At 66.1% G+C, this 20,121-nt stretch carries 22 protein-coding genes, 1 other RNA gene and 1 pseudogene; 6 read left to right on the forward strand and 18 right to left on the reverse strand.

Annotated features, from left to right (window positions below; all coding sequences use genetic code 11):
- Nucleotides 1-24: 24 nt before the first annotated feature.
- The 7 genes from IFT67_RS13325 to IFT67_RS13355 all read right to left on the reverse strand — a co-directional run bounded on the left by IFT67_RS13325 (nt 25) and on the right by IFT67_RS13355 (nt 6,576).
- Nucleotides 25-870, reverse strand: a complete 846-nt coding sequence (locus tag IFT67_RS13325) for a CheR family methyltransferase (protein WP_192238755.1) — start codon at nt 868-870, stop codon at nt 25-27.
- Complete coding sequence (gene cheB, locus IFT67_RS13330) at nt 867-1,988, reverse strand: chemotaxis-specific protein-glutamate methyltransferase CheB (RefSeq protein WP_342450631.1); 1,122 nt, start codon at nt 1,986-1,988, stop codon at nt 867-869. Before cheB ends, IFT67_RS13325 begins: the two co-directional genes overlap by 4 nt.
- Nucleotides 1,989-2,008: 20 nt before the next feature.
- Nucleotides 2,009-2,374: a response regulator gene (locus tag IFT67_RS13335; protein WP_107963606.1), complete on the reverse strand. Its 366-nt coding sequence runs from the start codon at nt 2,372-2,374 to the stop codon at nt 2,009-2,011.
- Between the two features lie 79 nt (nt 2,375-2,453).
- Nucleotides 2,454-2,882: a chemotaxis protein CheW gene (locus IFT67_RS13340; RefSeq protein ID WP_192238756.1), complete on the reverse strand. Its 429-nt coding sequence runs from the start codon at nt 2,880-2,882 to the stop codon at nt 2,454-2,456.
- Nucleotides 2,879-5,197: a chemotaxis protein CheA gene (locus IFT67_RS13345; RefSeq protein ID WP_192238757.1), complete on the reverse strand. Its 2,319-nt coding sequence runs from the start codon at nt 5,195-5,197 to the stop codon at nt 2,879-2,881. Before IFT67_RS13345 ends, IFT67_RS13340 begins: the two co-directional genes overlap by 4 nt.
- Nucleotides 5,198-5,316: 119 nt before the next feature.
- Nucleotides 5,317-5,961: a histidine phosphotransferase family protein gene (locus IFT67_RS13350; protein ID WP_192238758.1), complete on the reverse strand. Its 645-nt coding sequence runs from the start codon at nt 5,959-5,961 to the stop codon at nt 5,317-5,319.
- 222 nt (nt 5,962-6,183) lie between these two features.
- A complete protein-coding gene (locus tag IFT67_RS13355) occupies nt 6,184-6,576 on the reverse strand; it encodes a M67 family metallopeptidase (RefSeq protein WP_192238759.1) in 393 nt (130 codons plus the stop codon).
- A gap of 17 nt (nt 6,577-6,593) precedes the next feature.
- On the opposite strand from IFT67_RS13355, the gene IFT67_RS13360 reads away from it, so the two are divergent.
- From IFT67_RS13360 to mtgA, 4 genes are read left to right on the forward strand one after another with little or no spacing between them, the layout of a single operon-like run.
- Nucleotides 6,594-7,541 (forward strand): RluA family pseudouridine synthase, encoded by a 948-nt coding sequence (locus tag IFT67_RS13360; protein ID WP_192238760.1) that lies wholly within the window; start codon nt 6,594-6,596, stop codon nt 7,539-7,541.
- 57 nt (nt 7,542-7,598) lie between these two features.
- Nucleotides 7,599-8,501: an RNA polymerase sigma factor RpoH gene (gene rpoH / locus IFT67_RS13365; RefSeq protein WP_056048373.1), complete on the forward strand. Its 903-nt coding sequence runs from the start codon at nt 7,599-7,601 to the stop codon at nt 8,499-8,501.
- Nucleotide 8,502: 1 nt separating this feature from the next.
- On the forward strand, nt 8,503-9,774 hold the full coding sequence (locus IFT67_RS13370; protein WP_192238761.1) for a flavin monoamine oxidase family protein: 1,272 nt from the start codon (nt 8,503-8,505) through the stop codon (nt 9,772-9,774).
- A gap of 9 nt (nt 9,775-9,783) precedes the next feature.
- Nucleotides 9,784-10,458 (forward strand): monofunctional biosynthetic peptidoglycan transglycosylase, encoded by a 675-nt coding sequence (mtgA, locus tag IFT67_RS13375; RefSeq protein WP_192238762.1) that lies wholly within the window; start codon nt 9,784-9,786, stop codon nt 10,456-10,458.
- Between the two features lie 205 nt (nt 10,459-10,663).
- Here mtgA and IFT67_RS13380 read toward each other — a convergent pair whose 3' ends face one another.
- The 9 genes from IFT67_RS13380 to IFT67_RS13420 form a co-directional block, all read right to left on the reverse strand.
- The gene (locus IFT67_RS13380; RefSeq protein ID WP_056048365.1) at nt 10,664-10,906 is read right to left on the reverse strand and encodes a hypothetical protein; all 243 of its coding nucleotides are present in this window, start codon (nt 10,904-10,906) and stop codon (nt 10,664-10,666) included.
- Between the two features lie 80 nt (nt 10,907-10,986).
- The gene (locus IFT67_RS13385) at nt 10,987-11,310 is read right to left on the reverse strand and encodes a YbaB/EbfC family nucleoid-associated protein (RefSeq protein ID WP_192238763.1); all 324 of its coding nucleotides are present in this window, start codon (nt 11,308-11,310) and stop codon (nt 10,987-10,989) included.
- Nucleotides 11,307-13,001 (reverse strand): DNA polymerase III subunit gamma/tau, encoded by a 1,695-nt coding sequence (locus IFT67_RS13390; RefSeq protein ID WP_192238764.1) that lies wholly within the window; start codon nt 12,999-13,001, stop codon nt 11,307-11,309. The genes IFT67_RS13385 and IFT67_RS13390 overlap by 4 nt, the downstream gene beginning before the upstream one ends.
- A 336-nt stretch (nt 13,002-13,337) precedes the next feature.
- An RNA gene (gene ffs, locus IFT67_RS13395) (signal recognition particle sRNA small type) lies at nt 13,338-13,431 on the reverse strand.
- A gap of 61 nt (nt 13,432-13,492) precedes the next feature.
- Nucleotides 13,493-13,732: a hypothetical protein gene (locus IFT67_RS13400; RefSeq protein WP_107963614.1), complete on the reverse strand. Its 240-nt coding sequence runs from the start codon at nt 13,730-13,732 to the stop codon at nt 13,493-13,495.
- Nucleotides 13,733-13,813: 81 nt separating this feature from the next.
- Nucleotides 13,814-14,173, reverse strand: a complete 360-nt coding sequence (locus IFT67_RS13405) for a hypothetical protein (protein WP_192238765.1) — start codon at nt 14,171-14,173, stop codon at nt 13,814-13,816.
- A 112-nt stretch (nt 14,174-14,285) separates the two neighbouring features.
- The gene (locus tag IFT67_RS13410; RefSeq protein WP_446740815.1) at nt 14,286-14,591 is read right to left on the reverse strand and encodes a 2Fe-2S iron-sulfur cluster-binding protein; all 306 of its coding nucleotides are present in this window, start codon (nt 14,589-14,591) and stop codon (nt 14,286-14,288) included.
- Nucleotides 14,588-15,673, reverse strand: a complete 1,086-nt coding sequence (locus tag IFT67_RS13415; protein ID WP_192238767.1) for a cysteine desulfurase family protein — start codon at nt 15,671-15,673, stop codon at nt 14,588-14,590. The genes IFT67_RS13410 and IFT67_RS13415 overlap by 4 nt, the downstream gene beginning before the upstream one ends.
- The gene (locus tag IFT67_RS13420; RefSeq protein ID WP_342450632.1) at nt 15,670-16,668 is read right to left on the reverse strand and encodes a cysteine desulfurase family protein; all 999 of its coding nucleotides are present in this window, start codon (nt 16,666-16,668) and stop codon (nt 15,670-15,672) included. Before IFT67_RS13420 ends, IFT67_RS13415 begins: the two co-directional genes overlap by 4 nt.
- Here IFT67_RS13420 and IFT67_RS13425 point away from each other — a divergent pair.
- Nucleotides 16,552-17,439, forward strand: a pseudogene (locus tag IFT67_RS13425) (alpha/beta hydrolase); the annotation flags it as partial. The gene IFT67_RS13420 and the pseudogene IFT67_RS13425 sit on opposite strands and share 117 nt — an antisense overlap.
- Nucleotides 17,440-17,582: 143 nt before the next feature.
- Here IFT67_RS13425 and IFT67_RS13430 read toward each other — a convergent pair.
- On the reverse strand, nt 17,583-17,762 hold the full coding sequence (locus tag IFT67_RS13430; protein ID WP_192238768.1) for a hypothetical protein: 180 nt from the start codon (nt 17,760-17,762) through the stop codon (nt 17,583-17,585).
- Nucleotides 17,759-18,721, reverse strand: coding sequence for a pyridoxal-phosphate dependent enzyme (locus IFT67_RS13435; RefSeq protein ID WP_192238769.1), 963 nt, complete (start codon nt 18,719-18,721; stop codon nt 17,759-17,761). The genes IFT67_RS13430 and IFT67_RS13435 overlap by 4 nt, the downstream gene beginning before the upstream one ends.
- Nucleotides 18,722-18,858: 137 nt before the next feature.
- On the opposite strand from IFT67_RS13435, the gene IFT67_RS13440 reads away from it, so the two are divergent.
- Nucleotides 18,859-20,094, forward strand: a complete 1,236-nt coding sequence (locus IFT67_RS13440; RefSeq protein ID WP_192238770.1) for a type III PLP-dependent enzyme — start codon at nt 18,859-18,861, stop codon at nt 20,092-20,094.
- Nucleotides 20,095-20,121: the final 27 nt, after the last annotated feature.

A 20,121-nucleotide genomic window follows, 5' to 3' on the forward strand; every position in this document is an offset into this window, starting at 1 on the left:
TCACGGAACCTCGACGCTATGGCGCTAGCTCCTCGCCTCGATCGGCGTCTCGTAGAAGCCGCGAAAGCGCTTGCTCGGCTCGAACACGCGGGTCTGGCCGATCACCGTCTCACCCGCACCCATCACCAGCATCCCCCCCGGCTTGAGCGCGGCGGCGATCTTCGGGAAAACCTGCCCCTTGGTTTTGGTCGACAGGTACAGCAGCACGTTGCGACAGAGAACGATGTCGAACTGCCCCGGCGGCGGCTGGTCGGACACGAGGTTCATCCGACGATAGGTCACCAGCGCGAGCAGTTCCGGCTTGGCGACCCAGTCGGTCCCGGTCGTATCGAACCAGCGGATCATCCGACGAACCGGCAGCCCGCGCTGGATCTCGAACTGCGAGAACCGGCCCGATCGCGCGCGAACGATCGCCGCATCGGACACGTCGGTAGCGACGATCTCCGGCATCGACGCACCGCTCGCCTCGCGACGCTCGGCGAACTGCATCGCAAGCGACAGCGGTTCCTGGCCGGTCGAACAGCCCGCACACCAGATCCGCGCGCGACGGCCATCCTGCTCGACGTCCGTGACCGCCTCCGCGAGCATCTCGAACACCAGCGCGTCGCGAAAGAAGGACGTCTCCTGGTTGACGAGCGCATCGACGATGGAGTCGCCGATCTGCCGATCGCTGCCCTGCAACAACTGCGTGACGAGCTGGTCGAGCGTGTCGAGTTTGCGCGCGCGCAACAAGGGTTTCAGCGCGGTATCCAGCCGCCATGAGCGATACGCGGCGATCTGTTGTCCGGTCCGTGCCTCGAGCAACGCGGTCAGCACGTTGATCGCGGTCTGTGATGCCGTGGAGGAAGTCGGAAGATCACGGTGCGTCATGGTCGACGGCGCGATGCGACGAGGCGGCCGATCGCGTCCGGCGGCAACACCGCGTCCGCCACGCCGGCAGCCGCGACCGCGCCTGGCATGCCCCATACGACCGAGCTCTGCTGATCCTGCGCAACGACGCAGCCGCCGACCTCGTGAACCCGCCGCGCGCCCTCGGCCCCATCGCGGCCCATCCCGCTGAGGATGATCGCCAGCATCCGTGAGCCGTACACATCGGCGAGCGAGCCGAGCATCGGATCGACCGAGGGCATGCAGCCGCTGGCGACCGGTTCGTGCGTGAGCCGGAACGCAGCACCGCCATCGGACAGCTTGACGCATTTCAGATGTGCGTCGCCCGGCGCTATGACGATCCGGCCCGGCCGAATCCGCAACCGATCGACCGCGACCTCGCACGGACGACCGGCAAGCAGCGCGATCTGCGCCGCGAAATACGGCATGAACGACGTCGGCAGATGCTGCGTGATGACGATCGGCAGGCGGAATCCAGCGGGAAGCGCGCGGAACATCTGGCTGAGCGCGTGGATGCCACCGGTCGAGGCGCCGATCGCAACGATGTCATAGTCCGCGCTGCTAGAGATCGGCCGCGTCGGAGCTTCGTTGCTCTCGGGTGTCGGGCGTAGGTCGGACCGGGGAGCAGGACGCACCAACGCCGCAGCCGGCATCGGTGAGGGCCGCTCGCTCAGCTTTTCGAGCTTGGCGACGAGCATCGATCCGAACCGGCCGGACAATGCTCCCGCCGCCGGCTTGATGAGCGTCTCGGCCGCACCCAGCGCGAGCGCCTGGACCGCGATGGCCCCGCCCTCGTCCGCGGTCGACGACACGATCAGCACCTTCGCCCCCCGCCCCGCCGCAACGAGCGACGGCAGTGCGGTCAGTCCGTCGACCCCCGGCATCTGGATATCGAGCAGGATGAAATCGACCGTCGCCCGGCCTAGAAACTCAAGCGCCGCCGCGACGTTGCCGACCGCACCGACCACCGAGAAGCGGTCGCTCGCATCGATCATCCGCGCGATGACGGCGCGGGCGACGACCGAATCGTCGACGATCAACACCTGCGCGGTGTCGAGACCGTCGCGATCCGAGTACCGCGAGACAGGAAGAGGCCGGATCGTCACCGTGGCGCCTCGGTTCAGGCCATGCCGACGATCTGGAGCTTCGATTCGAGCGTATCGCGGTCGAACGGCTTCATCACATATTCGTCCGCGCCCGCTTCGATCGCCGCGCGGATATAGGCCATGCCGTTCTCGGTGGTGCAGAACACGACCTTGGGCCGGCGCGGCACATCGGCTTCACGCAGCGCGCGCAGGAAATCCATCCCGCTCATCACCGGCATGTTCCAGTCGAGCAGGATCACGTCGGGCAGCGACGCCATGCAGGCCGCCAGCGCCTCGCGGCCGTCACAGGCTTCGGTGACGGTGAAGTCGAGCGTCTCCAGGATGTGACGCGCGACTTTGCGGATCACCTTTGAATCATCGACGACAAGACAGGTCTTCATGGCAGGCCTTCCGGGGCAAATCGTGCGACCGTCCTAGATCGCAAAGGGTAAGCAGCGAGTTAAGCGTGGAATTTCAGACTCAAGCGGCCAGCGGCGTCGCAGGAATGACGGCCACCAGATCGAGTATCAGCAACGGGTCTCCGTCACGCTCGATGATGCCGGTGCCCGCCCGGCCCCAGCCGCCTTGCAGCGCGAGTCCGGATGACAATGGTAGCCGCACGAACGGCGCGACGTCTTCGACGGAATCGACCAGTATCGCGTAATGATGCCCGTCGACGACCGTGATGACCGCGCGCCGCACCGTGTCGGGCGTCGGCGAAAGGCCGAGCGCGGTACCCGTGTCGATCACCGTCACCACCCGGCTGCGCAGCGCGGCCAATCCTCGGACGAACGTGCCCGCGCGCGGCACCGCGACGACCTCACCGATGTCGACCACCGAATCGACCTGCGCGGTATCGATCGCGACACCGCGACCGGCAATATGCGCGATCAGGAACAACTCGGTCACAGGCCCCTCCGAGCGGCGATCGCCGCGATCAACGCAGGCCGGTCATAACGATAGACGCTCGCGTCATTGTCGCCCTCGGCATTGCGCGCACGCCGCAACGTCACCACCGGAGCCCGAGTTTCGCGAACCGGTGCGTCTTCCATCGCCAGCGCGACCGCGGCCGTCTCGCCCGCCGCCAGCGCGGTTACACAGCGATAACCGGACGCCTCCAGCGCGGGCTTGAGGAACGTTTCCATCCAGCCCGATCCATCGACCTGCAACAGGCATACCGGCGGCGATGCGATCGTCACTGGCTCGCCTGCGAACAGAGCGTGCGGATCGACCAGTTCGATCTGCTCGCCTGCGATCAGCACGACACCGGCGATAGGTCCAGTCCCGCCCGACGCGGAGCGACGCGCCGGCGCGATCTCGGCGGGCAGCGTCACGATCTCGATCGCATCGGCAATCGCATAGGCCATCTCGCTTTCGCCGTCGGTCAGCCGCAGAACGGCGACTTCGCTCCGGTCGCCGATCTCGCCGACCGCGTGAAGCGGGATGATCGCGTCGCCGACCGACAGCCGCATCGCCCCGGCCGTCCAGCGTATCGCGCTGGTCGGCACCGGCTCGACGCGATCGATCACCGCCAGCGCGATCGCGCGCCGCTGACCGTCGAGATCGTCGAACAGCAATGCCGGCACGCCTGGGACGACCACCTCGTCGGCACCTGCATCGTGCACGACCACCGGCGCGAAGCGCAGCCCCGCCACCGCGGCTATGCCCGATGCGTCGAGCAACAGCATCGGCAGGCCGTTGTCCGGCAGCGTCTTCCCCGCATAGACACCGGTCGCCATCACCGCGGGCGAGGCCGGTTTCACGACCAGTTCCTCGGTATCGATCACGGTGTCGACACCGAGCGCGTACTCGCCCTCGCGGGTCGACACGATCACCAGGGTCGGCGGCGGCTCGGTACCGAGGCGGAACAGATGACCGAGCGAAACCAGCGGCATCCGGCGCCCCCGGACCAGTACCGCCGCGGCGTCGCCGATCGCCTCGATCCGTACGGAGTCGCCGCGGACCGTCACGATCTCCTCGATCGACTGGCGGGCGAGTGCGAAGCGCTGCGTGCCGACGCCGACGATGATCGTCGACAGGATCGACAGCGTCAGCGGCGCGTGGATGACGATGCGAAGCCCGCGCCCCGGATCGTTGGTCAGGACGATCCGGCCGCCGATCTGTTCGATGTTCGCGCGGACCACGTCCATGCCGACGCCGCGACCGGACGTGGCGGTGACGGTATCTCGGCTGGACAGGCCGGGTGCGAAGATCAGGTCGAGCTTGGCGGTCGCGCTCATCGCCGCGAGTTCGGCGAGCGTGTGGAGATTCTGCTCCGCGGCCTTGGCGACGATCCGGGCGACGTCGATGCCCTGCCCGTCGTCGCTGATCTCGATAAGGATCTGGTTGCCGGACTGGCGCGCGGAAACCACCAGACGCCCCGTTTCGGGCTTGTCGGCGACGCGGCGCACCATCGGCGTCTCGATCCCGTGATCGATCGAGTTGCGGATGATATGGACCAGCGGATCGCGCATCAGCTCGATCATCTCGCGGTCGAGTTCGACATCGGCGCCCTCGATCACGAGGTTCACCGCCTTGCACAGCTCCGCGCTGGTATCGCGCACCATCCGCGGCAACGCGGAGAACAGCGCATCGACCTTCTGCATGCGCGTCCGCGTGACGGTGTCGCGCATGTCGGCGACGGTCAGCGACAGGCGTTCCAGCGCGGCCTCGACCTTCGGATCGACATCGCTGTCTCGCAGCCGCCGCGCGAGTTCGTTACGCGCCAGAACCATCTCGGACATGCCGCTCATCATGTGATCGAGCAGATCGACATTGAGGCGTACGCTGCGACTGGTGGCGCGGCCAGCGGGTGCCGAAGCGGCCAGAACGGGTACAGCCGCCGCCTGACGCTGCGCGTCCGGGGCAAGCGCAGCGATCAGCAGGTCCTCGCCCGAATCGTCCAGCGCCGACCCCGCATCGATCGCCTCGACGATCTCCGAAATCCGGTCGACGATGCCGAGCACCGCGTTGACGAGCGCCGTATCGGGCGTCCGCTTGCCGTCGCGGACGGCGGCCAGCACGTCTTCCGCCGCATGGCTGAGGCGGGCAAGTCGTGGCAGATCGAGAAACCCGCAGCTTCCCTTGACGGTATGCACGAAGCGGAAGATCGCATCGAGGCGGGCGCCGTCGGCGGGCTGCGCCTCCCATGCGACGATCTCGCCGGAGATCGCTCCCAGCGTTTCGCGCGTCTCGGCAATGAATTCCTGTAACAGATCGTCCATGCCGGCCCCGCGTTCGAGACGCCGTCATGCATGGTGGAGGTTAAGAGGCCGTTAGCTCTGGTACGAAGGACCGGTGCTTAGATCCTTCCCTGAACGCAGGATCGCGAACCTCGACGCGCTTACCGCGCGCTGAAGACCGCACCGAAGATCATGATGTCATCGGCGGGCTCGGATACGATCACCGCTCCACCAGCTTCCGTGACCAGCGTATTGATCATGTACGCGGCGGCGGCGCGTGGCGTGACGTTGTGAACGCCCTCGCCCTCGACCAGCGTACGCCGGATCTCGGGATCGAGCACGATGCGGGCCCCCTCGATCTTGACGACGATCTCCAGCTGGCCGTCATTGTCCTCGGCGCCGACCTCCATCGTACCGCCGCGTACGAGCGATTCGGTCGCGACGAGCGCGAGGTTGAGCAGCACCTTGACCGCCGACCGCGGCATCGCCGTCGTCTCGACTGCCCAGACGAACGTGATCCGCTTGTTCTCGGCAACCAGCCCCTCGATCGCAGTGCGCGCCTCGTGTGTATCGACCAGCTCGCCGAACCCGCCCGCCGCCCCGAAGGCCAGGCGGAAGAACTTGAGCTTGCTCGCGGACGCGCGTGCGCTGTCGGCGAGCAACTGCATCACCCGCTCGCGCATTGCAGGGTCGGTCTCGTCGGCGAGCAGTTCCAGTCCGTTGTTCAACGCGCCTACCGGTGAGAGCAGGTCGTGACACAGGCGCGAACAGAGCAGGCTCGCGAAATCGACCGGGCTGACCGTCATGAAAATCCCCTAATTCTGGAGGGTCTTGTGACGGGGGTGCAGCCGCTGCGCAAGTGCGACGACTTGGGAGAAGCGGACCAAACCCGCCCCGTGACCCCGGCCCTGTTCCGGGGTCCACGATTCCGCAGACTAACGGCTATCGAGTGGGCGGAACGGTGGATGCCGGAACGAGGCTCTCCTGGGCGTAGCCGAAGGGCCCGGCACGACTGAATTCGACGAGCCTTACGTGCAGTCGATCGCCTCTTCGACGAATGCTCCGACGTCGACCGATCGCCAGGCGCGCGCTCGACCCGCGCCGATAATCAACCAGACCGCCCCGTCCCCCATCGCCTGCGCCGCATCGCGCGGAGACGGAACAGGCAAACCAGATGGATGCGAGTGATAATGCCCGATCACGGCCATCCCGCCCGATCGCGCGTGCCGATGCGCGGCAAACAACGCGGCTGGATCGATCTCGAACGTCCGCGCAGGGTTCGCCGCCACGTTCGCGCACGCAGCCGTCGCTTCGATCCGTCCCGCCGCCCCCAACAGCAGCCCGCAGACCTCCGCATCCGGCGACGCGACCGCCACTGCGACCAACCGCCGCAGCAATTCGCTTGAAATCGTCACGCTCATCGCCACATCGGTAGGACATGGACCGGGGGGTTTCCATCGTCGAAGCATCGATCACGCCGGCCACGGATGGCTGGAGGCTGGATCGTGCGCTCGCCGAAGTGCTTCCCGACATGTCGCGCGAGCGGTTGAAAGCGCTGATTGCCGCGGGCCAGGTGTCGCTCAACGGTCGCGAGTGGCGCGATTCGGCTAAAAAGGCCGCCGCAGGCCAGGTTTTCGCGGTTGTGATCCCTCCGCCGACGCCGCTGCACAACGAAGCGCAGGATATCCCGCTCGTCGTCGCCTATGAGGACGACGACCTGATCGTGATCGACAAGCCCGCCGGCCTCGTCGTCCACCCCGCTGCGGGCAATTTCGACGGTACGCTGGTCAATGCGCTGCTCCATCACTGCGCCGGCAATCTGTCGGGCATCGGCGGCGTCGCGCGGCCCGGCATCGTCCACCGCATCGACAAGGACACGTCGGGGCTGATGATCGCCGCCAAGACGGACCGCGCGCACGAAGGCCTGGCGAAGCAGTTCCACGACCACAGCATCGACCGCCGCTACAAGGCGATCGTCGGCGGCATCCCGCGCCCATCGAGCGGGACGGTCAACGCACCGCTCGCGCGCAGTCCGCAGAACCGAAAGAAGATTGCGATCGTCGAGGGCGGCAAGCGCGCGGTGACGCATTTCTCGACGATCACGGCGCTCCGCGGTGCGGCGTTGATCGAGTGCCGGCTGGAGACGGGCCGTACGCATCAGGTGCGCGTGCACATGGCGTCGATCGGCCACGCCTTGTTGGGGGACCCGGTCTATGGTAGAACAAAGCAAGCTCAGAAGTCGCTGCTCGAAACGCTCGGTTTCCGCCGGCAGGCCTTGCACGCGGCGCATCTGGGGTTCATCCATCCGGTGAAAAGCATCGCTTTGGCGTTCGAAAGCGAAATGCCCGCAGACATGCAGGAACTGTTCACCCAGCTTCACGTATAGATAGTCGGTCCTATGCCGCATTGCGGCAATCGGGGTCAGCAGAAAGGGATTACGACCATGGCAGCCCGCTCCAACGTTCCAGCGACGATTCCTGCGCTCGGCAGCGAGGCGGGTCTCAATCGCTATCTCGCCGAGATCAAGAAATTCCCCCTCCTGAAACCCGAGCAGGAATATATGCTCGCCAAGCGCTTCCAGGAGCATGGCGACACGGAGGCTGCGGCGCAGCTGGTGACGTCGCATCTTCGCCTCGTGGCGAAGATCGCGATGGGCTATCGCGGCTATGGCCTGCCGACGTCGGAGCTGATCTCCGAGGGCAATATCGGCCTCATGCAAGGCGTGAAGAAGTTCGAGCCCGAGCGTGGTTTCCGTCTCGCGACCTATGCGATGTGGTGGATCCGCGCCTCGATCCAGGAATATATTCTGCGGTCGTGGAGCCTCGTGAAGATGGGCACCACCGCGGCGCAGAAGAAGCTGTTCTTCAACCTGCGCCGCATGAAGAGCCGCCTCGATGCGTTCGAGGACGGCGATCTGCGCCCCGAACACGTCACCAAAATTGCGACTGATCTCGGTGTGGCCGAAACCGACGTAGTAAGCATGAACCGTCGTATGGCGATGGGTGGCGATACGTCGCTCAACGTGCCGATGCGCGAAGACGGCGAAGGCCAGTGGCAGGATTGGCTGCAGGACGATGCGCCGTTGCAGGACAAGATCGTCGCCGATGCGCAAGAGGCGGACGTTCGCCACTCGATGCTGGTGTCGGCGATGGACGACCTCAACGAGCGCGAGCAGCATATCCTGACCGAGCGCCGTCTGACCGACGATCCCAAGACGCTCGAGGAATTGTCGCAGGTCTACGGCGTGTCGCGCGAGCGCGTGCGGCAGATTGAGGTGCGTGCGTTTGAGAAGCTGCAAAAGGCGATGATGCGGATCGCCGGCGAGAAGCGACTGCTGGCGGCATAATATGGCGCGCACCGTCGTTATCGGCGGCGGTGCGGCCGGTATTGCTGCGGCAAGGACGCTGCATGATGCGGGCAATGATGTTTTGCTGGTCGAGGCCAGCGACCGCCTGGGTGGCCGAGCCCACAGCCTGCCCCTAGCCTCCCTGATCCCCCGCGAAGGCGGGGGCCCAGACTGGCCCCCCGCCTTCGCGGGGGAACATGTCGACGCTGGTTGCGGCTGGCTACACTCCGCCCAGCGCAATCCCTGGACCGAGATCACCGAAAGGTCGGGCTTTACCGTAGACCGTTCCGACGCGAACTGGCGCACTCAGTGGCACGACCTCGGCTTCTCTCCCGAAGACCAGGCTGCATCCGCCGACGCCTACCAAGACTGGAACGAGCGAGCCCTTGCCGCTCTAGAAGGCGCCGACCGCCCCCTTTCCGACTTCATCGCCCCCGACAACAAATGGCGCCCGAAGATCGACGCGATCTCCGGCTACGCCAACGGCGCAAACCTCACGCAAGTCTCGCTCCACGATTGGGCAGCCTACGAAAAAGCCGCCACCGACGACAATTGGACGGTCAAGGAAGGCTACGGCACGCTCGTCGCCAGCCTAGCCGCCGGCCTAAACGTTCGCCTCTCCACCCCGGTAACGCGCATCGACCACAGCGGCCGCCGCATCAAACTCGACACCCCGGCCGGCACGATCGAAGCGGACCACGTGATCGTCTGCGTCCCCACTACCGTCCTCGCCAAGTCGCAGATCGTCTTCGACCCGCCGCTTCCCGACAAGCATGCCGCCGCCGCGGACCTTCCGCTCGGCCTTGCGGACAAGGTGTTCCTCCACGTCGACCGCCCCGAATGGCCGACCAACGCGCACTTGGTCGGCACCCCCTACAGCGCTTGCACCGCCAGCCACCGCCTGTCTCCGTTCGGCTGGCCGATCGTCGAGAGCTTCTTCGGCGGCGACTGCGCGGAGATGCTGGAGGACGGCGATGCGGCACAGTTCGCGATCGACGAACTCGTCGGACTTCTGGGAAGCGACTGGCGCAAGCGCTTTACGCCACTGGCCGCGACCCGCTGGCGCCACGAACGCTATATCGGTGGCAGCTATAGCCACGCACGCATCGGCCGGGCCGGCCAGCGCGCCGTCCTCGCCGCGTCGGTCGATGGCCGTATTCACTTCGCCGGCGAAGCATGCCACGCGTTCGACTTCTCGACAGCACACGGCGCGTACGAAACCGGGGTGACCGCCGCCCGCGCGGTCATTGGCGAGGCGGCGACGATCGCATAAGGAGCGGCGATGGGCCTTATCCGCATCGCCGTCAAGATCGTCTTCGCCTTCGTCCTGATCACGGTCGCGTGGGTCGGCATCTACCGCTTCGTGCCGGTCCCGTTCACCTGGACGATGATGGGTGACGTCATCAACGGCCACGGCGTGACCAAGGACTGGATGCCGCTGTCGGAGATGGACCCGGACATGGCGCGCGCGGCGATCGCTGGCGAGGATTCGCGGTTCTGTTCGCATCACGGCTTCGATTTCAAGGCGATGGCGGGGGCGGCGGCGCGCAATGCGCAGGGCGGGCGGATCCGCGGTGGGTCGACGATCAGCCAGCAGACCGCGAAGAACGCGTTTCTGTTCCAGGGTGGCGGCTATGTGCGGAAAGCGTTCGAGGCGTATTTCACGGTACTAATCGAAGCGATGTGGCCGAAGCGGCGGATCATGGAGGTGTATCTCAATATCGCCGAGACGGGGATCGGGACGTACGGCGCGAACGCTGGGGCGATCCGGTATTTCAACCACGATGCGTCGCGACTGTCACCAACGGAAGCGGGACGGATTGCGGCTGTCCTGCCGTTGCCCAAGAAGCGGGCTGCGATCGATCCTCATGGCTTCGTGCGGAAGCATGGGAACACGCTGTCACGGCGGGTTTCGGTTGTCCGGAATGATGGGTTGGACAGTTGCCTGCGATCCTAAACCACGTTCGTCACCCCGGACTTGTTCCGGGGTCCACCGGTCCGCAAACTCAGTATCGGTTGTCACGCGGAACGGTGGATGCCGGAACAAGCCCGGCATGACGGAGTGTTTGGTGTGACCGCTCCTCCCACCCCCATGTTCTCCCGCGAAGGCGGGAGTCCAGGCTGTGTCCCCGCCTTCGCGGGGACACAGCCCTTAATAGACGTTACTGCGTCGACTTCTCGACCGCGTCGCCGGCCTTGTCGGCTGCACTACCGACGCTCTTCGCCGCCGAAGTGATCGCCGCGTCCTTGCTGTTCTGTGCGCCTTGACGGCTGAACAGGTAATAGCCGCCGATCAGGACCGCTATCAGCAGGACGATGCCGATCAGCATGCCGCTGCCGCCCCCGCGGCGTTCGATGATCGTGGTGTGGGTGGTCGGGGTTTCGACGATACGCTCTTCGGCCATTTTGACTCTCCCTGATTACTGGAGAGCGCAACGCCGACCGAAGAACGATTGTTCCCGCGCCGAAACGAACCCGATTTGGTTCAGAACGGCAGCTTGAAGCCTGGCGGCAGTTGCAGGCCGCTAGTCATCTTCGACATCTCCGTCCCCGATACCGCATCCGCCTTCGCGCGCGCATCGTTGAACGCTGCGGTGAGGAGGTCCTCGAGCATCTGCTTCTCGCTCACCTGCATCAGCGAATCGTCGATCGCGATGTTGATGATGCGGCCCTTGGCGGACGCCTTCACCTTGACGAGACCGCCGCCGGACGCGCCCTCGACCTCGATCGTATCGAGGCTGGCCTGCGCCTTTTCCAGTTCGCTCTGGACGTTCTGCGCCATGGCGAGGATTTCATCGATATTCTTCATGCGTTGCTCCTTTGGCCGGGCCACGATTCTAGCTGGGCGTCGGGAAACGCTGCCACCGCGGCCCTCATGATGGGGGATCCGAGAATAGCCTGGCGCACCGCGGCGTCGGCGGCGTCCTGCGCCTCGCGCAGCGTCGGCGCGCCGGGGGCGTCGACGATCGACACTTTCCACGCGGTCCGCGTCACGCTCTTCAACAGCGTGTTGAGTTCGGCGAGCGTGTCGGCCGAGACCGGGCGACTACCGCTGAGGACGAATTCGGGCGGCGCATAGCTCACGACGCGGGCGCCGTGACGAAGACGCGCAGCGATCGCGAGGCCGCCTGATTCGTCGAGCAGATCGACCAGCGCTTCGAACGTCGGCGGCAGGATCGGTCCGGTTGCGACGGGTTCGGGCGCCTTCGCAGCGGATCCAGCGTTCCAGGGCGGCGCTTCGCCGGACGGGGGTGTAGGTGGCGGCGGTGCCGTTGGTGTAGCCGCAGGGGGCGTACCGCTGGCGATCTGCCGCGCGAGTTCGCCGGGATCGGGCAGCGTCGAGGCGTAGATCGCGCGCAACAGCGCCATCTCCGCAGCCTCGATCGGCAGCGCGGCCTTGGCGACCTCGTCATGGCCCTTGAGGAACAGCTGCCACAGGCGGTGCAGCGCGGGGTAGCCGAGCGATGCCGCCCATTCCTCGCGTGCCGCACGCTCCTCCATCGGCTGCGCGGCGTCCGCCGGCGTGCCGACCTTGGTCAGCGTGATGCCGTGGACGGTTTCGAGCAGCGAGCGGAGAACCGACAGCGGGTCGACGCCGTAATCATATTGGCGGCGCATCGAGACGAGCGCCCCTGCCCCGTCGCCGGCGAGGATCAGCGTCAGCAGGTCGCGGACCGCGCCGCGATCCGACAAGCCGAGCATCTGGCGTACCGCGTCTGCCGTCACGCCGCCGCCTTCGAGCCCGGCATGCGCAATCGCCTGGTCGAGGATAGACAAACCGTCGCGCGCGGAGCCTTCCGCGGCGCGCGCGATCAGCATCAGCGCTTCAGGGTCCGCTACCACGCCCTCTTGCTCGGAAACCCACGCGAAATGCTTCGAAAGCTGTTCGGCTGAGATGCGGCGAAGGTCGAATCGCTGGCAGCGCGAGAGGACCGTCACCGGGACCTTGTTCACTTCGGTGGTCGCGAACAGGAATTTCACATGGGGCGGCGGCTCCTCCAGCGTCTTTAGCAGCGCGTTGAACGCGTTCTTCGACAGCATGTGAACTTCGTCGATGATGTAGATCTTGAAGCGTGCGGTGACTGCCGAATAGCGTGACGCGTCGATGATCTCGCGGACGTCGTCGACGCCGGTATGGCTGGCGGCGTCCATCTCGATCACGTCGATATGGCGGCCCTCGGCGATCGCGCGGCAGGGTTCGCAGACGCCGCAGGGGTCTATCGTCGGGCCGCCGTCGCCGTCGGGGCCGATGCAGTTGAGTGCCTTGGCGATCAGGCGGGCCGTCGACGTTTTCCCCACGCCGCGGACGCCGGTCATCAGGAACGCGTGGGCGAGCCGGTCGCGCTTGATCGCGTTGCCGAGCGTCTGGACCATCGCGTCCTGCCCGATCAGCTCGGAAAAGGTCTGCGGTCGGTATTTGCGCGCTAGCACGCGGTAGGCGGGGGCGTCCGGCGTTTTCACCGGCTGCGGGGGTTCGCCCAGGTCGAAGGAATCTGACATTGTGGGCGTCATAGCGGGTGCTGCGCGCGCTGTCGAAGGGGAGTGAAGTATAGGAAGTGCAGACGCTGGGAGCGTTCTGCACTTCGCTCGCCTAGAGGGTCGCGGAGAGGTGGCGCGGGGCTGATTGTGGAGGGCGTGCGGGGCATGGGCCGATCTTGGCACAGCGTTGCGACGTAGGACAGCGATTCGGAACGTTTCAGGAACACGCAAGGCCAAAGCTAAGGCTTGCCGGGGTCAACGAGTTCCAGAAGTTTAGAAGGTGCGCTGCGGCTAAGCCGCATCGTCAGACGGTGCTTTGCACCGCTGGCCGCGCTCACGTTTGCTTGCAAACGTTCGCGGTGGGAGCCGGGACGACCCGTAGCTGAGTCGTTGTGGCTGCTTCCTTCCGGATCTGACCAAGTTGGCGACGACCACGTCCGCCCGACTCCCGCGGCGCATATGGCGGGGTCGGGCGGGATGATCAAGCCGCTTTAACGTTAGCGGCTATTCGATCAACGGCTGACGCGGACCGTGCGGCAGACGCGCTGGCGGTGATGGTTGCGATAGACGTTGCGGCAAACCTGCCGCGTGCGCACGGCGTGGCGACGGTAGCCGGGGCGGCGATCGTCGTGGCGAACGACGGTGCGCTCGTGCACGACGGTGCGCTGTGCCGAGGCTTCGGCGGCGATCCCGACGGGGGCAAGGCCGGTCAGTGCGACGAGACCGGCGGCGGCGAGGGTGAACAACTTCATGATAATCTCCTACTGGGTGCGGGCCCTCCCGAGCCCGGCAACCTATGTTACCAAACTAAAGACGGTCGTTACGGTTCCGTATCAGCGGCGGAAGCAGCGACGAACCGGGCCGTAATAGCCACGCTCAATCCGGCAGACGACGCGTGAGCGGCCGTATCCGCGGGGTCCGCGATAGCCGTAGCCGCCGCCGTGGTAGCCGTGATCGCCACGATACCCGCCGCCATAGCCACGGTAGCCACGATCTCCACCGCGCCAGCCACGGTCGCCCCGCCAGCCACGGTCACCATGCCAGCCGCGATTGCCATGCCGTCCGCGGTCGTCGTGCCAGCCGCCGCCGTGGCGGGGGCCGTCCCAGCCGTGGCGCTGCGCATCGGCGGGGACGGACGCAAACAGGGTTCCCGCGGCCAGGGCGCCAGCGGCGAACATTGCGATGATCTTCATGCTCGGTACTCCTCTCAAGACCTCGTACATTGAGGCGATGAGGGGATAGTGTGTCCGCGGCCGTGGACGGTCGCTGAACCGGCCGTTGTCTTCCTGTAAGCTTTGCTGTCGTTTATTCGGGTATGCGCACGGTCACGCCATCGAGCGCTTCGGTCAGGCGAATCTGGCAAGCGAGACGGCTGGTGCGCGTCGCATTGTGCGCGAGATCGAGCATGTCCTCTTCGTCTTCGCTTGCGGGCTGCAGCTTGGGGAAGTCGGCCGCATCGACGATGACGTGACAGGTCGCGCAGGCGAGTTGGCCTTCGCAGGTGCCTTCGAGCGGCTGGTTGTCGGCTTGGGCGACGTCGAGCAGGCGGTCGCCTGCGCTGGCCGTAACGCTGCTGACCGTGCCGTCGCGGGCGATGAAGTGGACGATCATGGCCATTGCGCCTTGGCTGCGGCGACGATCGCATCGATCGCGTCGCGGAGTTCGGTTTCGGTGGTGTAGCGGCCGAAGCCAAGGCGGATGCTGGACCGCGCCTGCGCTTCGGTGAGGCCGATCGCGCGGAGGACGTGGCTGGAGCGGCCGGACCCGCTGGCGCAGGCGGAACCAGCGGAAAAGGCGATGTCGCGCAGGTCGGACATCAGGCGGTTCACGTCGAGGTTTGCGCAGCGGACGTTGAGGTTGCCGTAGTAGCGATGTTCGGTCGAACCGTTGATCGTCCAGCCGGGGCCGAGGCGATCGAGCGCGAGCGACGAGAGGCGGTCAATGTGCGCGGCGTCCTCGTCCTTGCGGCCGGCCATGAGTTGTGCGGCGACGCCGAAGCCTGCGCAGAGTGCGGGTGACAGCGTGCCCGAGCGGCCGGGGGCTTGCTGCCCGCCGCCGTGCATCAGCGGGGCAAGATCGACGCCGTCGCGGATCCAGAGTGCGCCGACGCCCTTGGGGCCGTGGATCTTGTGCGCGGATATCGCGATCAGGTCGACGGTGTCGGGGATCGGAACGCGGCCATAGCCCTGCACCGCGTCGCAGAGCATCAACGCGCCGGCTGCGTGGGCGATCTCGGCAAGCGCGGCGATCGGCTGGATGACGCCGATCTCGTTGCTGACGAGCATCGCCGCGACGAGGCCGGTGCCGGGTTGGATTACGGCGCGGGCTTCGTCGAGGTCGACCACGCCGTCCGGGTTGACCGGGAGGATCGTGACTTGGCGCCCCCTCGCCGCTTCCGCTGCGACCGTGTCCAGGACGGCGGCGTGTTCGGTGGCGAGCGTGACGATCGGGCCGGGCGTACCCTTGATCGCCCAGTTGAGTGCTTCGGTTGCGCCGCTGGTGAACGCGATGCGGCCGCCGGGGGGAAGCAGCGCAGCGACCTGATCGCGGGCGACTTCGACGGCTGCTTTGGCGCGGCGGCCTTCGCGGTGGGGGGAGTGCGGGTTGGCGTGCTGTGACTCGAGCCACGGGAGCATCGCGGCGAGCGCTTCGGGCGCGAGCGGGGTGGTCGCCTGGTAGTCGAGGTACGTCATGCGGCTCGCTTTATGTCCTGGGCGATCTGCGTCCAGGCTTCGGCGAACTTCGCGACGTCTTCGGGTGTGTTGGTCCAGCCGAAGCTGACGCGGATGACTTCGCCGGCGGCTTCGGAGGGATATCCCATTGCGGCGAGCACGTGGCTGGGACGCATGCTGCCGGACGAGCACGCACTGCCAGCCGAGACTGCGAACCCGGCCATGTCGAGGCGGATCAGTTGGGCGGCGGAACTGACGCCGGGCATGCGGTATGAGGCGATCGTGGGGATGCGGGGGGAGTTTTGCGCAACGATTTCGCCGCCGCCCGCCAGAATGGCTTCGTCGAGTTTGGCGCGAAGGTCGGCCATGTCGGCGAACCAGTCGCGAGGCGCTTCGAGCGCGGCGGCGAACCCGAGCGCGCCGGGGAGGTTCTCGGTGCCGCCACGGTAGCCTCGCTCCTGCCCGCCGGTCGGGTCGAGCAGACCGAGATCGCGGACCAGCAGCGCGCCGATGCCGGGAGGGCCGCCGAGCTTGTGCGCGGAGACGATAATCAGGTCAGCATCGGGGAGCGGGAGTTTGCCGGCGGTCTGGGAGCAGTCGGCTATCCAGAGGCCGATGGGGCGATCCTGGAGGACGCCGGTTTCGCTGTTCGCGGACTGAAGCGCGATCGTCTGGGCGTCCTCTCCGTTCGCGGCAACACCTCCTGCATCGACTTCCAGCATTACAGGGTGTTCGGCCGCGCGGAGGACCGCATCATGCTCTACCGCCGCCACCGCGACACCGGAGCGGCCACGCAGCGCCAGCGCCGCGGACTCGCTCGCGCCGCTGGTCAAGATCACGTGATGCGGCCAGTCCAGCGCCCTCGCGATCCGCTTCCGCGCGTCCTCCAGCGCGGCCCGTGCCGCGCGGCCCTCGGCATGCGGCGACGACGGGTTCGCCCAGCGCGCCATGCCCTCCATCACCGCCGCGACAGCCTCGGGGCGCATCGGCGTGGTGGCGGCGTGATCGAGGTAGATACGCGAGTCGTTACGGGCCAGGGTCGGTTCCAATTGCGAAAAGGGGCTCGTTCCCTATATAGCGTCGATAATCCGGCACTCCACCCGAGTGCGTATCCCAGCTCGCGAGTGCCCATGCCAGAAGTCATTTTCCCCGGTCCCGAAGGCCGTCTCGAAGGTCGTTTTGCGCCGGGCCCACGTCCGCGCGCACCCGTTGCGATGATCCTGCACCCGCATCCGTCGGCCGGCGGCACGATGAACAACGCGATCGTGCAGCAGCTGTACAAGACGTTCCAGCGGCGCGGCTTCGCGACGCTGCGGTTCAACTTCCGCGGTGTCGGCAAAAGCCAGGGCGTGTTCGACAATGGCGTCGGCGAACTGAGCGATGCGGCGAGCGCGCTCGACTGGGTACAGAGCTTCCACCCCGAGGCACAGACCACCTGGATCGCGGGGGTCAGCTTCGGTGCGTGGATCGGCATGCAGCTGCTGATGCGCCGTCCGGAGATTCGCGGGTTCATATCGGTCGCGCCGCCGGCGAATTTGTACGACTTCACGTTCCTGGCGCCTTGCCCTTCGAGCGGGATCATCATCCAGGGCGAGGCCGATGAGGTCGCGACGCCGGGCGCTACGCAGAAGCTGGTGGATAAGCTGCGGACGCAGAAGCACATCACGATCCATCACGACACGATCCCGAAGGCGAACCACTTCTTCGAGCATGAGATGCCGGAGTTGATGGGGAGCGTGGACAAGTATCTGGATATGCGGCTCGACCCAAACTCTCCGATCCGGTGATTTCGCTTCTCCCCTCGGTGAGAAGGTGGCGCGGCAGCGTCGGATGAGGGGGAGTTGGGACGCGACAGCTCTCCCCAACTCCCCTCTCCCTTCCCACCGCAAGCGCGGCGGGCCCCTTCCCTCTCCCCGGAGGGGCGAGGGAGTTACAGCGTCCAGATCGCTACGTTGGCTAGCAGGACTGCGGCCATTATCAGCATCAGGACGCCCTTCTTCGTGTCGCGCTTTTTTGCGATCAACGCGATGCCGCCGATCAGGCAGGCGAACATGCCCAGCATTGCTATTGCAGGCGCGGCGGCGGCGATTGATGTCAGTGCGGGGTTCATGCAGCTATTGCCTTCGCGTAGGCGGCGAGGTCGACGTTGCCGCCAGACAGGATGACGAGCAGGCCGCGTTCGAGCTTCACCTTGCCGGACAGAACAGCCGCCAGCCCGACCGCGCCGCCCGGCTCAATCACAAGCCGCAGTTTCTCCGCAGCCCAGCGCTGTGCCGCGGCGATCTCCGGCTCGCTGACGGCGACGCCGGTCGCGTCGCGGCGGGAGAGGACGTCGAAGGTTAGCGGCGATACGCGCAAGGTCTGGAGCGAGTCGCAGGCGGTTGGTGGCGGGTTGGGGCCGACGGGTTCGATCCAGGATGCCTCTAGCGAGCGGCGCATGTCGTCCCAGCCTTCGGGTTCGACGACGGTGATCGCGCTGTCCTTCAATGCCAGCGCGATACCTGCCGAGAGGCCGCCACCGCCGCATGGGATCACGACGCGGCTTGGCACCCCCATGGCGAGCGCCGCCATCTGTGCGGCTGCTTCTATCCCTGCGCTGCCTTGCCCTTCGATGATCCACGGGTCGTCGAAGCTCGGGACCAGCGTCGCGCCGCGCGCCTCGGCCAGCCCTGCGGCGATCGTCTCGCGGCTTTCGGTGGCGCGGTCGTAGGTCACCACCTCTGCGCCCAGTGCCAACGTCGCCTCGCGCTTCAACCGGGGCGCATCCGACGGCATCACGATCGTCGCCGCGATGCCGAGGCGTTTTGCCGCCCAGGCCACACCCTGCGCGTGATTGCCTGAGGAGAACGCGACGACGCCTTTTTGTCGCGTCGCCTCGTCCAATGCGGTGAGCCGATGCCACGCGCCGCGAATCTTGAACGCGCCGATTGGTTGCAACGACTCGGCCTTGAAAGCGACCGGTACGCCCTTGATTTCACTGATGAACAGCGGCGTCGGCGGGAGTATTCGGGCGATCTTCTCCGCGGCGGCCCGCACCCCTGCCCGCGTCGGTTGTCGCAAAATCGTCACACGCCGTCTCCTATCCGCCAAACGCTATTTACATGGGGGGCGCGTAACCCTAGATCGCGCTTCCGCTGCCCCATGGGACTTCCAACCGCAAGGCAGTGTTTTCGTAATTTGTCTCAGGACATTGGAGGTCCCTTGAATTGGTCAAGCATCATATCGCGCTGGGGTTAGCGAAAGCCCATTCGACCGCCGACACCTCCCACATCGGGAGCGGCATCGACATCGCTAAAGGGCGTCCGGTCAATCCGGTCACGCTCGTTCGTCCGCACGCTGCTGCGCGCGCCGCTCGGTTCTTCGTCGAGAAGTTCCCGGGTCGCTCGATGTATGCGGTGAAGGCGAACCCATCTCCCGAACTCCTGCAGATCCTGTGGGACAATGGCATCACGCATTACGACGTGGCGTCGATCGCCGAAGTGCGCCTGGTCGCGCGGACGCTGCCCGAGGCTACGCTGTGCTTCATGCACCCGGTCAAGGCCGAGGAAGCGATCGCCGAGGCGTATTTCACGCACGGCGTCCGCACCTTCAGCCTCGACAGCCTGGAAGAGCTGGACAAGGTCGTTCGCGCCACTCGCGAAGCTTCCGATCTTACGCTTTGTGTGCGTTTGCGCGTGTCTTCTGAGCATTCGAAGCTGTCGCTGGCATCGAAGTTCGGTGCGGCACCGCATGAAGCCAAGGAGCTGCTGTTCGCGGCGCGCCAGGCAGCGGATGCACTCGGCATCTGCTTCCATGTCGGTTCGCAGGCGATGACCCCGGAGGCCTATTCGAACGCTATGGAGCGCGTCCGTGCGGCGATCGTCGACGCGGCGGTCACGGTCGACGTGATCGACGTCGGCGGCGGCTTCCCGTCGTCGTATCCCGGCATGGAGCCCCCACCGCTCGAGCATTTCTTCGAGACGATCCACCGTGCGTTCGAATCGCTGCCCGTCAGCTATTCGTCCGAGCTGTGGTGCGAGCCGGGCCGGGCGCTGTGCGCGGAATATTCGTCGATCATCGTGCGCGTCGAAAAGCGTCGCGGGACCGAGCTGTATATCAACGACGGCGCGTACGGCGCCCTGTTCGATGCGGCGCATATCGGCTGGCGCTTCCCGACCGAGCTGCTCCGCGAGCCGGACAGCCGTGCGAAGGACATGGAGTTCAGCTTCTATGGTCCGACGTGCGACGACATGGACTATATGGTCGGCCCGTTCATGCTGCCCGCGGACACGAAGGCCGGCGATTACATCGAGATCGGCATGCTCGGCGCGTATGGCTCGGCGATGCGGACCGCGTTCAACGGGTTCGGATCGGACGAGACGGTGATCGTCACCGACGAGCCGATGGTCTCGCTGTATGACGAACGGTTCCAGGACCTCGCGTCGAACGTCGTCAAGCTGTAACCAACTTCTAGTACCGCGCCCTTCTTC

The organism is Sphingomonas sp. CFBP 13728 (assembly GCF_014841895.1).
Taxonomy (GTDB): Bacteria; Pseudomonadota; Alphaproteobacteria; order Sphingomonadales; family Sphingomonadaceae; genus Sphingomonas.

Bases quoted from the DNA above. Each gene is read 5' to 3' on its own strand.
- mtgA (WP_192238762.1), top strand. From the start codon at position 9,784: ATGGGCCTTATCCGCATCGCCGTCAAGATCGTCTTCGCCTTCGTCCTG.
- IFT67_RS13410 (WP_446740815.1), bottom strand. From the start codon at position 14,591: ATGATCGTCCACTTCATCGCCCGCGACGGCACGGTCAGCAGCGTTACG.
- IFT67_RS13360 (WP_192238760.1), top strand. From the start codon at position 6,594: ATGGACCGGGGGGTTTCCATCGTCGAAGCATCGATCACGCCGGCCACG.
- IFT67_RS13370 (WP_192238761.1), top strand. From the start codon at position 8,503: ATGGCGCGCACCGTCGTTATCGGCGGCGGTGCGGCCGGTATTGCTGCG.
- IFT67_RS13405 (WP_192238765.1), bottom strand. From the start codon at position 14,173: ATGAAGATCATCGCAATGTTCGCCGCTGGCGCCCTGGCCGCGGGAACC.
- IFT67_RS13355 (WP_192238759.1), bottom strand. From the start codon at position 6,576: ATGAGCGTGACGATTTCAAGCGAATTGCTGCGGCGGTTGGTCGCAGTG.
- IFT67_RS13380 (WP_056048365.1), bottom strand. From the start codon at position 10,906: ATGGCCGAAGAGCGTATCGTCGAAACCCCGACCACCCACACCACGATC.
- IFT67_RS13400 (WP_107963614.1), bottom strand. From the start codon at position 13,732: ATGAAGTTGTTCACCCTCGCCGCCGCCGGTCTCGTCGCACTGACCGGC.
- IFT67_RS13390 (WP_192238764.1), bottom strand. From the start codon at position 13,001: ATGTCAGATTCCTTCGACCTGGGCGAACCCCCGCAGCCGGTGAAAACG.
- IFT67_RS13430 (WP_192238768.1), bottom strand. From the start codon at position 17,762: ATGAACCCCGCACTGACATCAATCGCCGCCGCCGCGCCTGCAATAGCA.
- rpoH (WP_056048373.1), top strand. From the start codon at position 7,599: ATGGCAGCCCGCTCCAACGTTCCAGCGACGATTCCTGCGCTCGGCAGC.
- IFT67_RS13345 (WP_192238757.1), bottom strand. From the start codon at position 5,197: ATGGACGATCTGTTACAGGAATTCATTGCCGAGACGCGCGAAACGCTG.
- IFT67_RS13335 (WP_107963606.1), bottom strand. From the start codon at position 2,374: ATGAAGACCTGTCTTGTCGTCGATGATTCAAAGGTGATCCGCAAAGTC.
- IFT67_RS13350 (WP_192238758.1), bottom strand. From the start codon at position 5,961: ATGACGGTCAGCCCGGTCGATTTCGCGAGCCTGCTCTGTTCGCGCCTG.
- IFT67_RS13415 (WP_192238767.1), bottom strand. From the start codon at position 15,673: ATGACGTACCTCGACTACCAGGCGACCACCCCGCTCGCGCCCGAAGCG.
- IFT67_RS13325 (WP_192238755.1), bottom strand. From the start codon at position 870: ATGACGCACCGTGATCTTCCGACTTCCTCCACGGCATCACAGACCGCG.
- IFT67_RS13385 (WP_192238763.1), bottom strand. From the start codon at position 11,310: ATGAAGAATATCGATGAAATCCTCGCCATGGCGCAGAACGTCCAGAGC.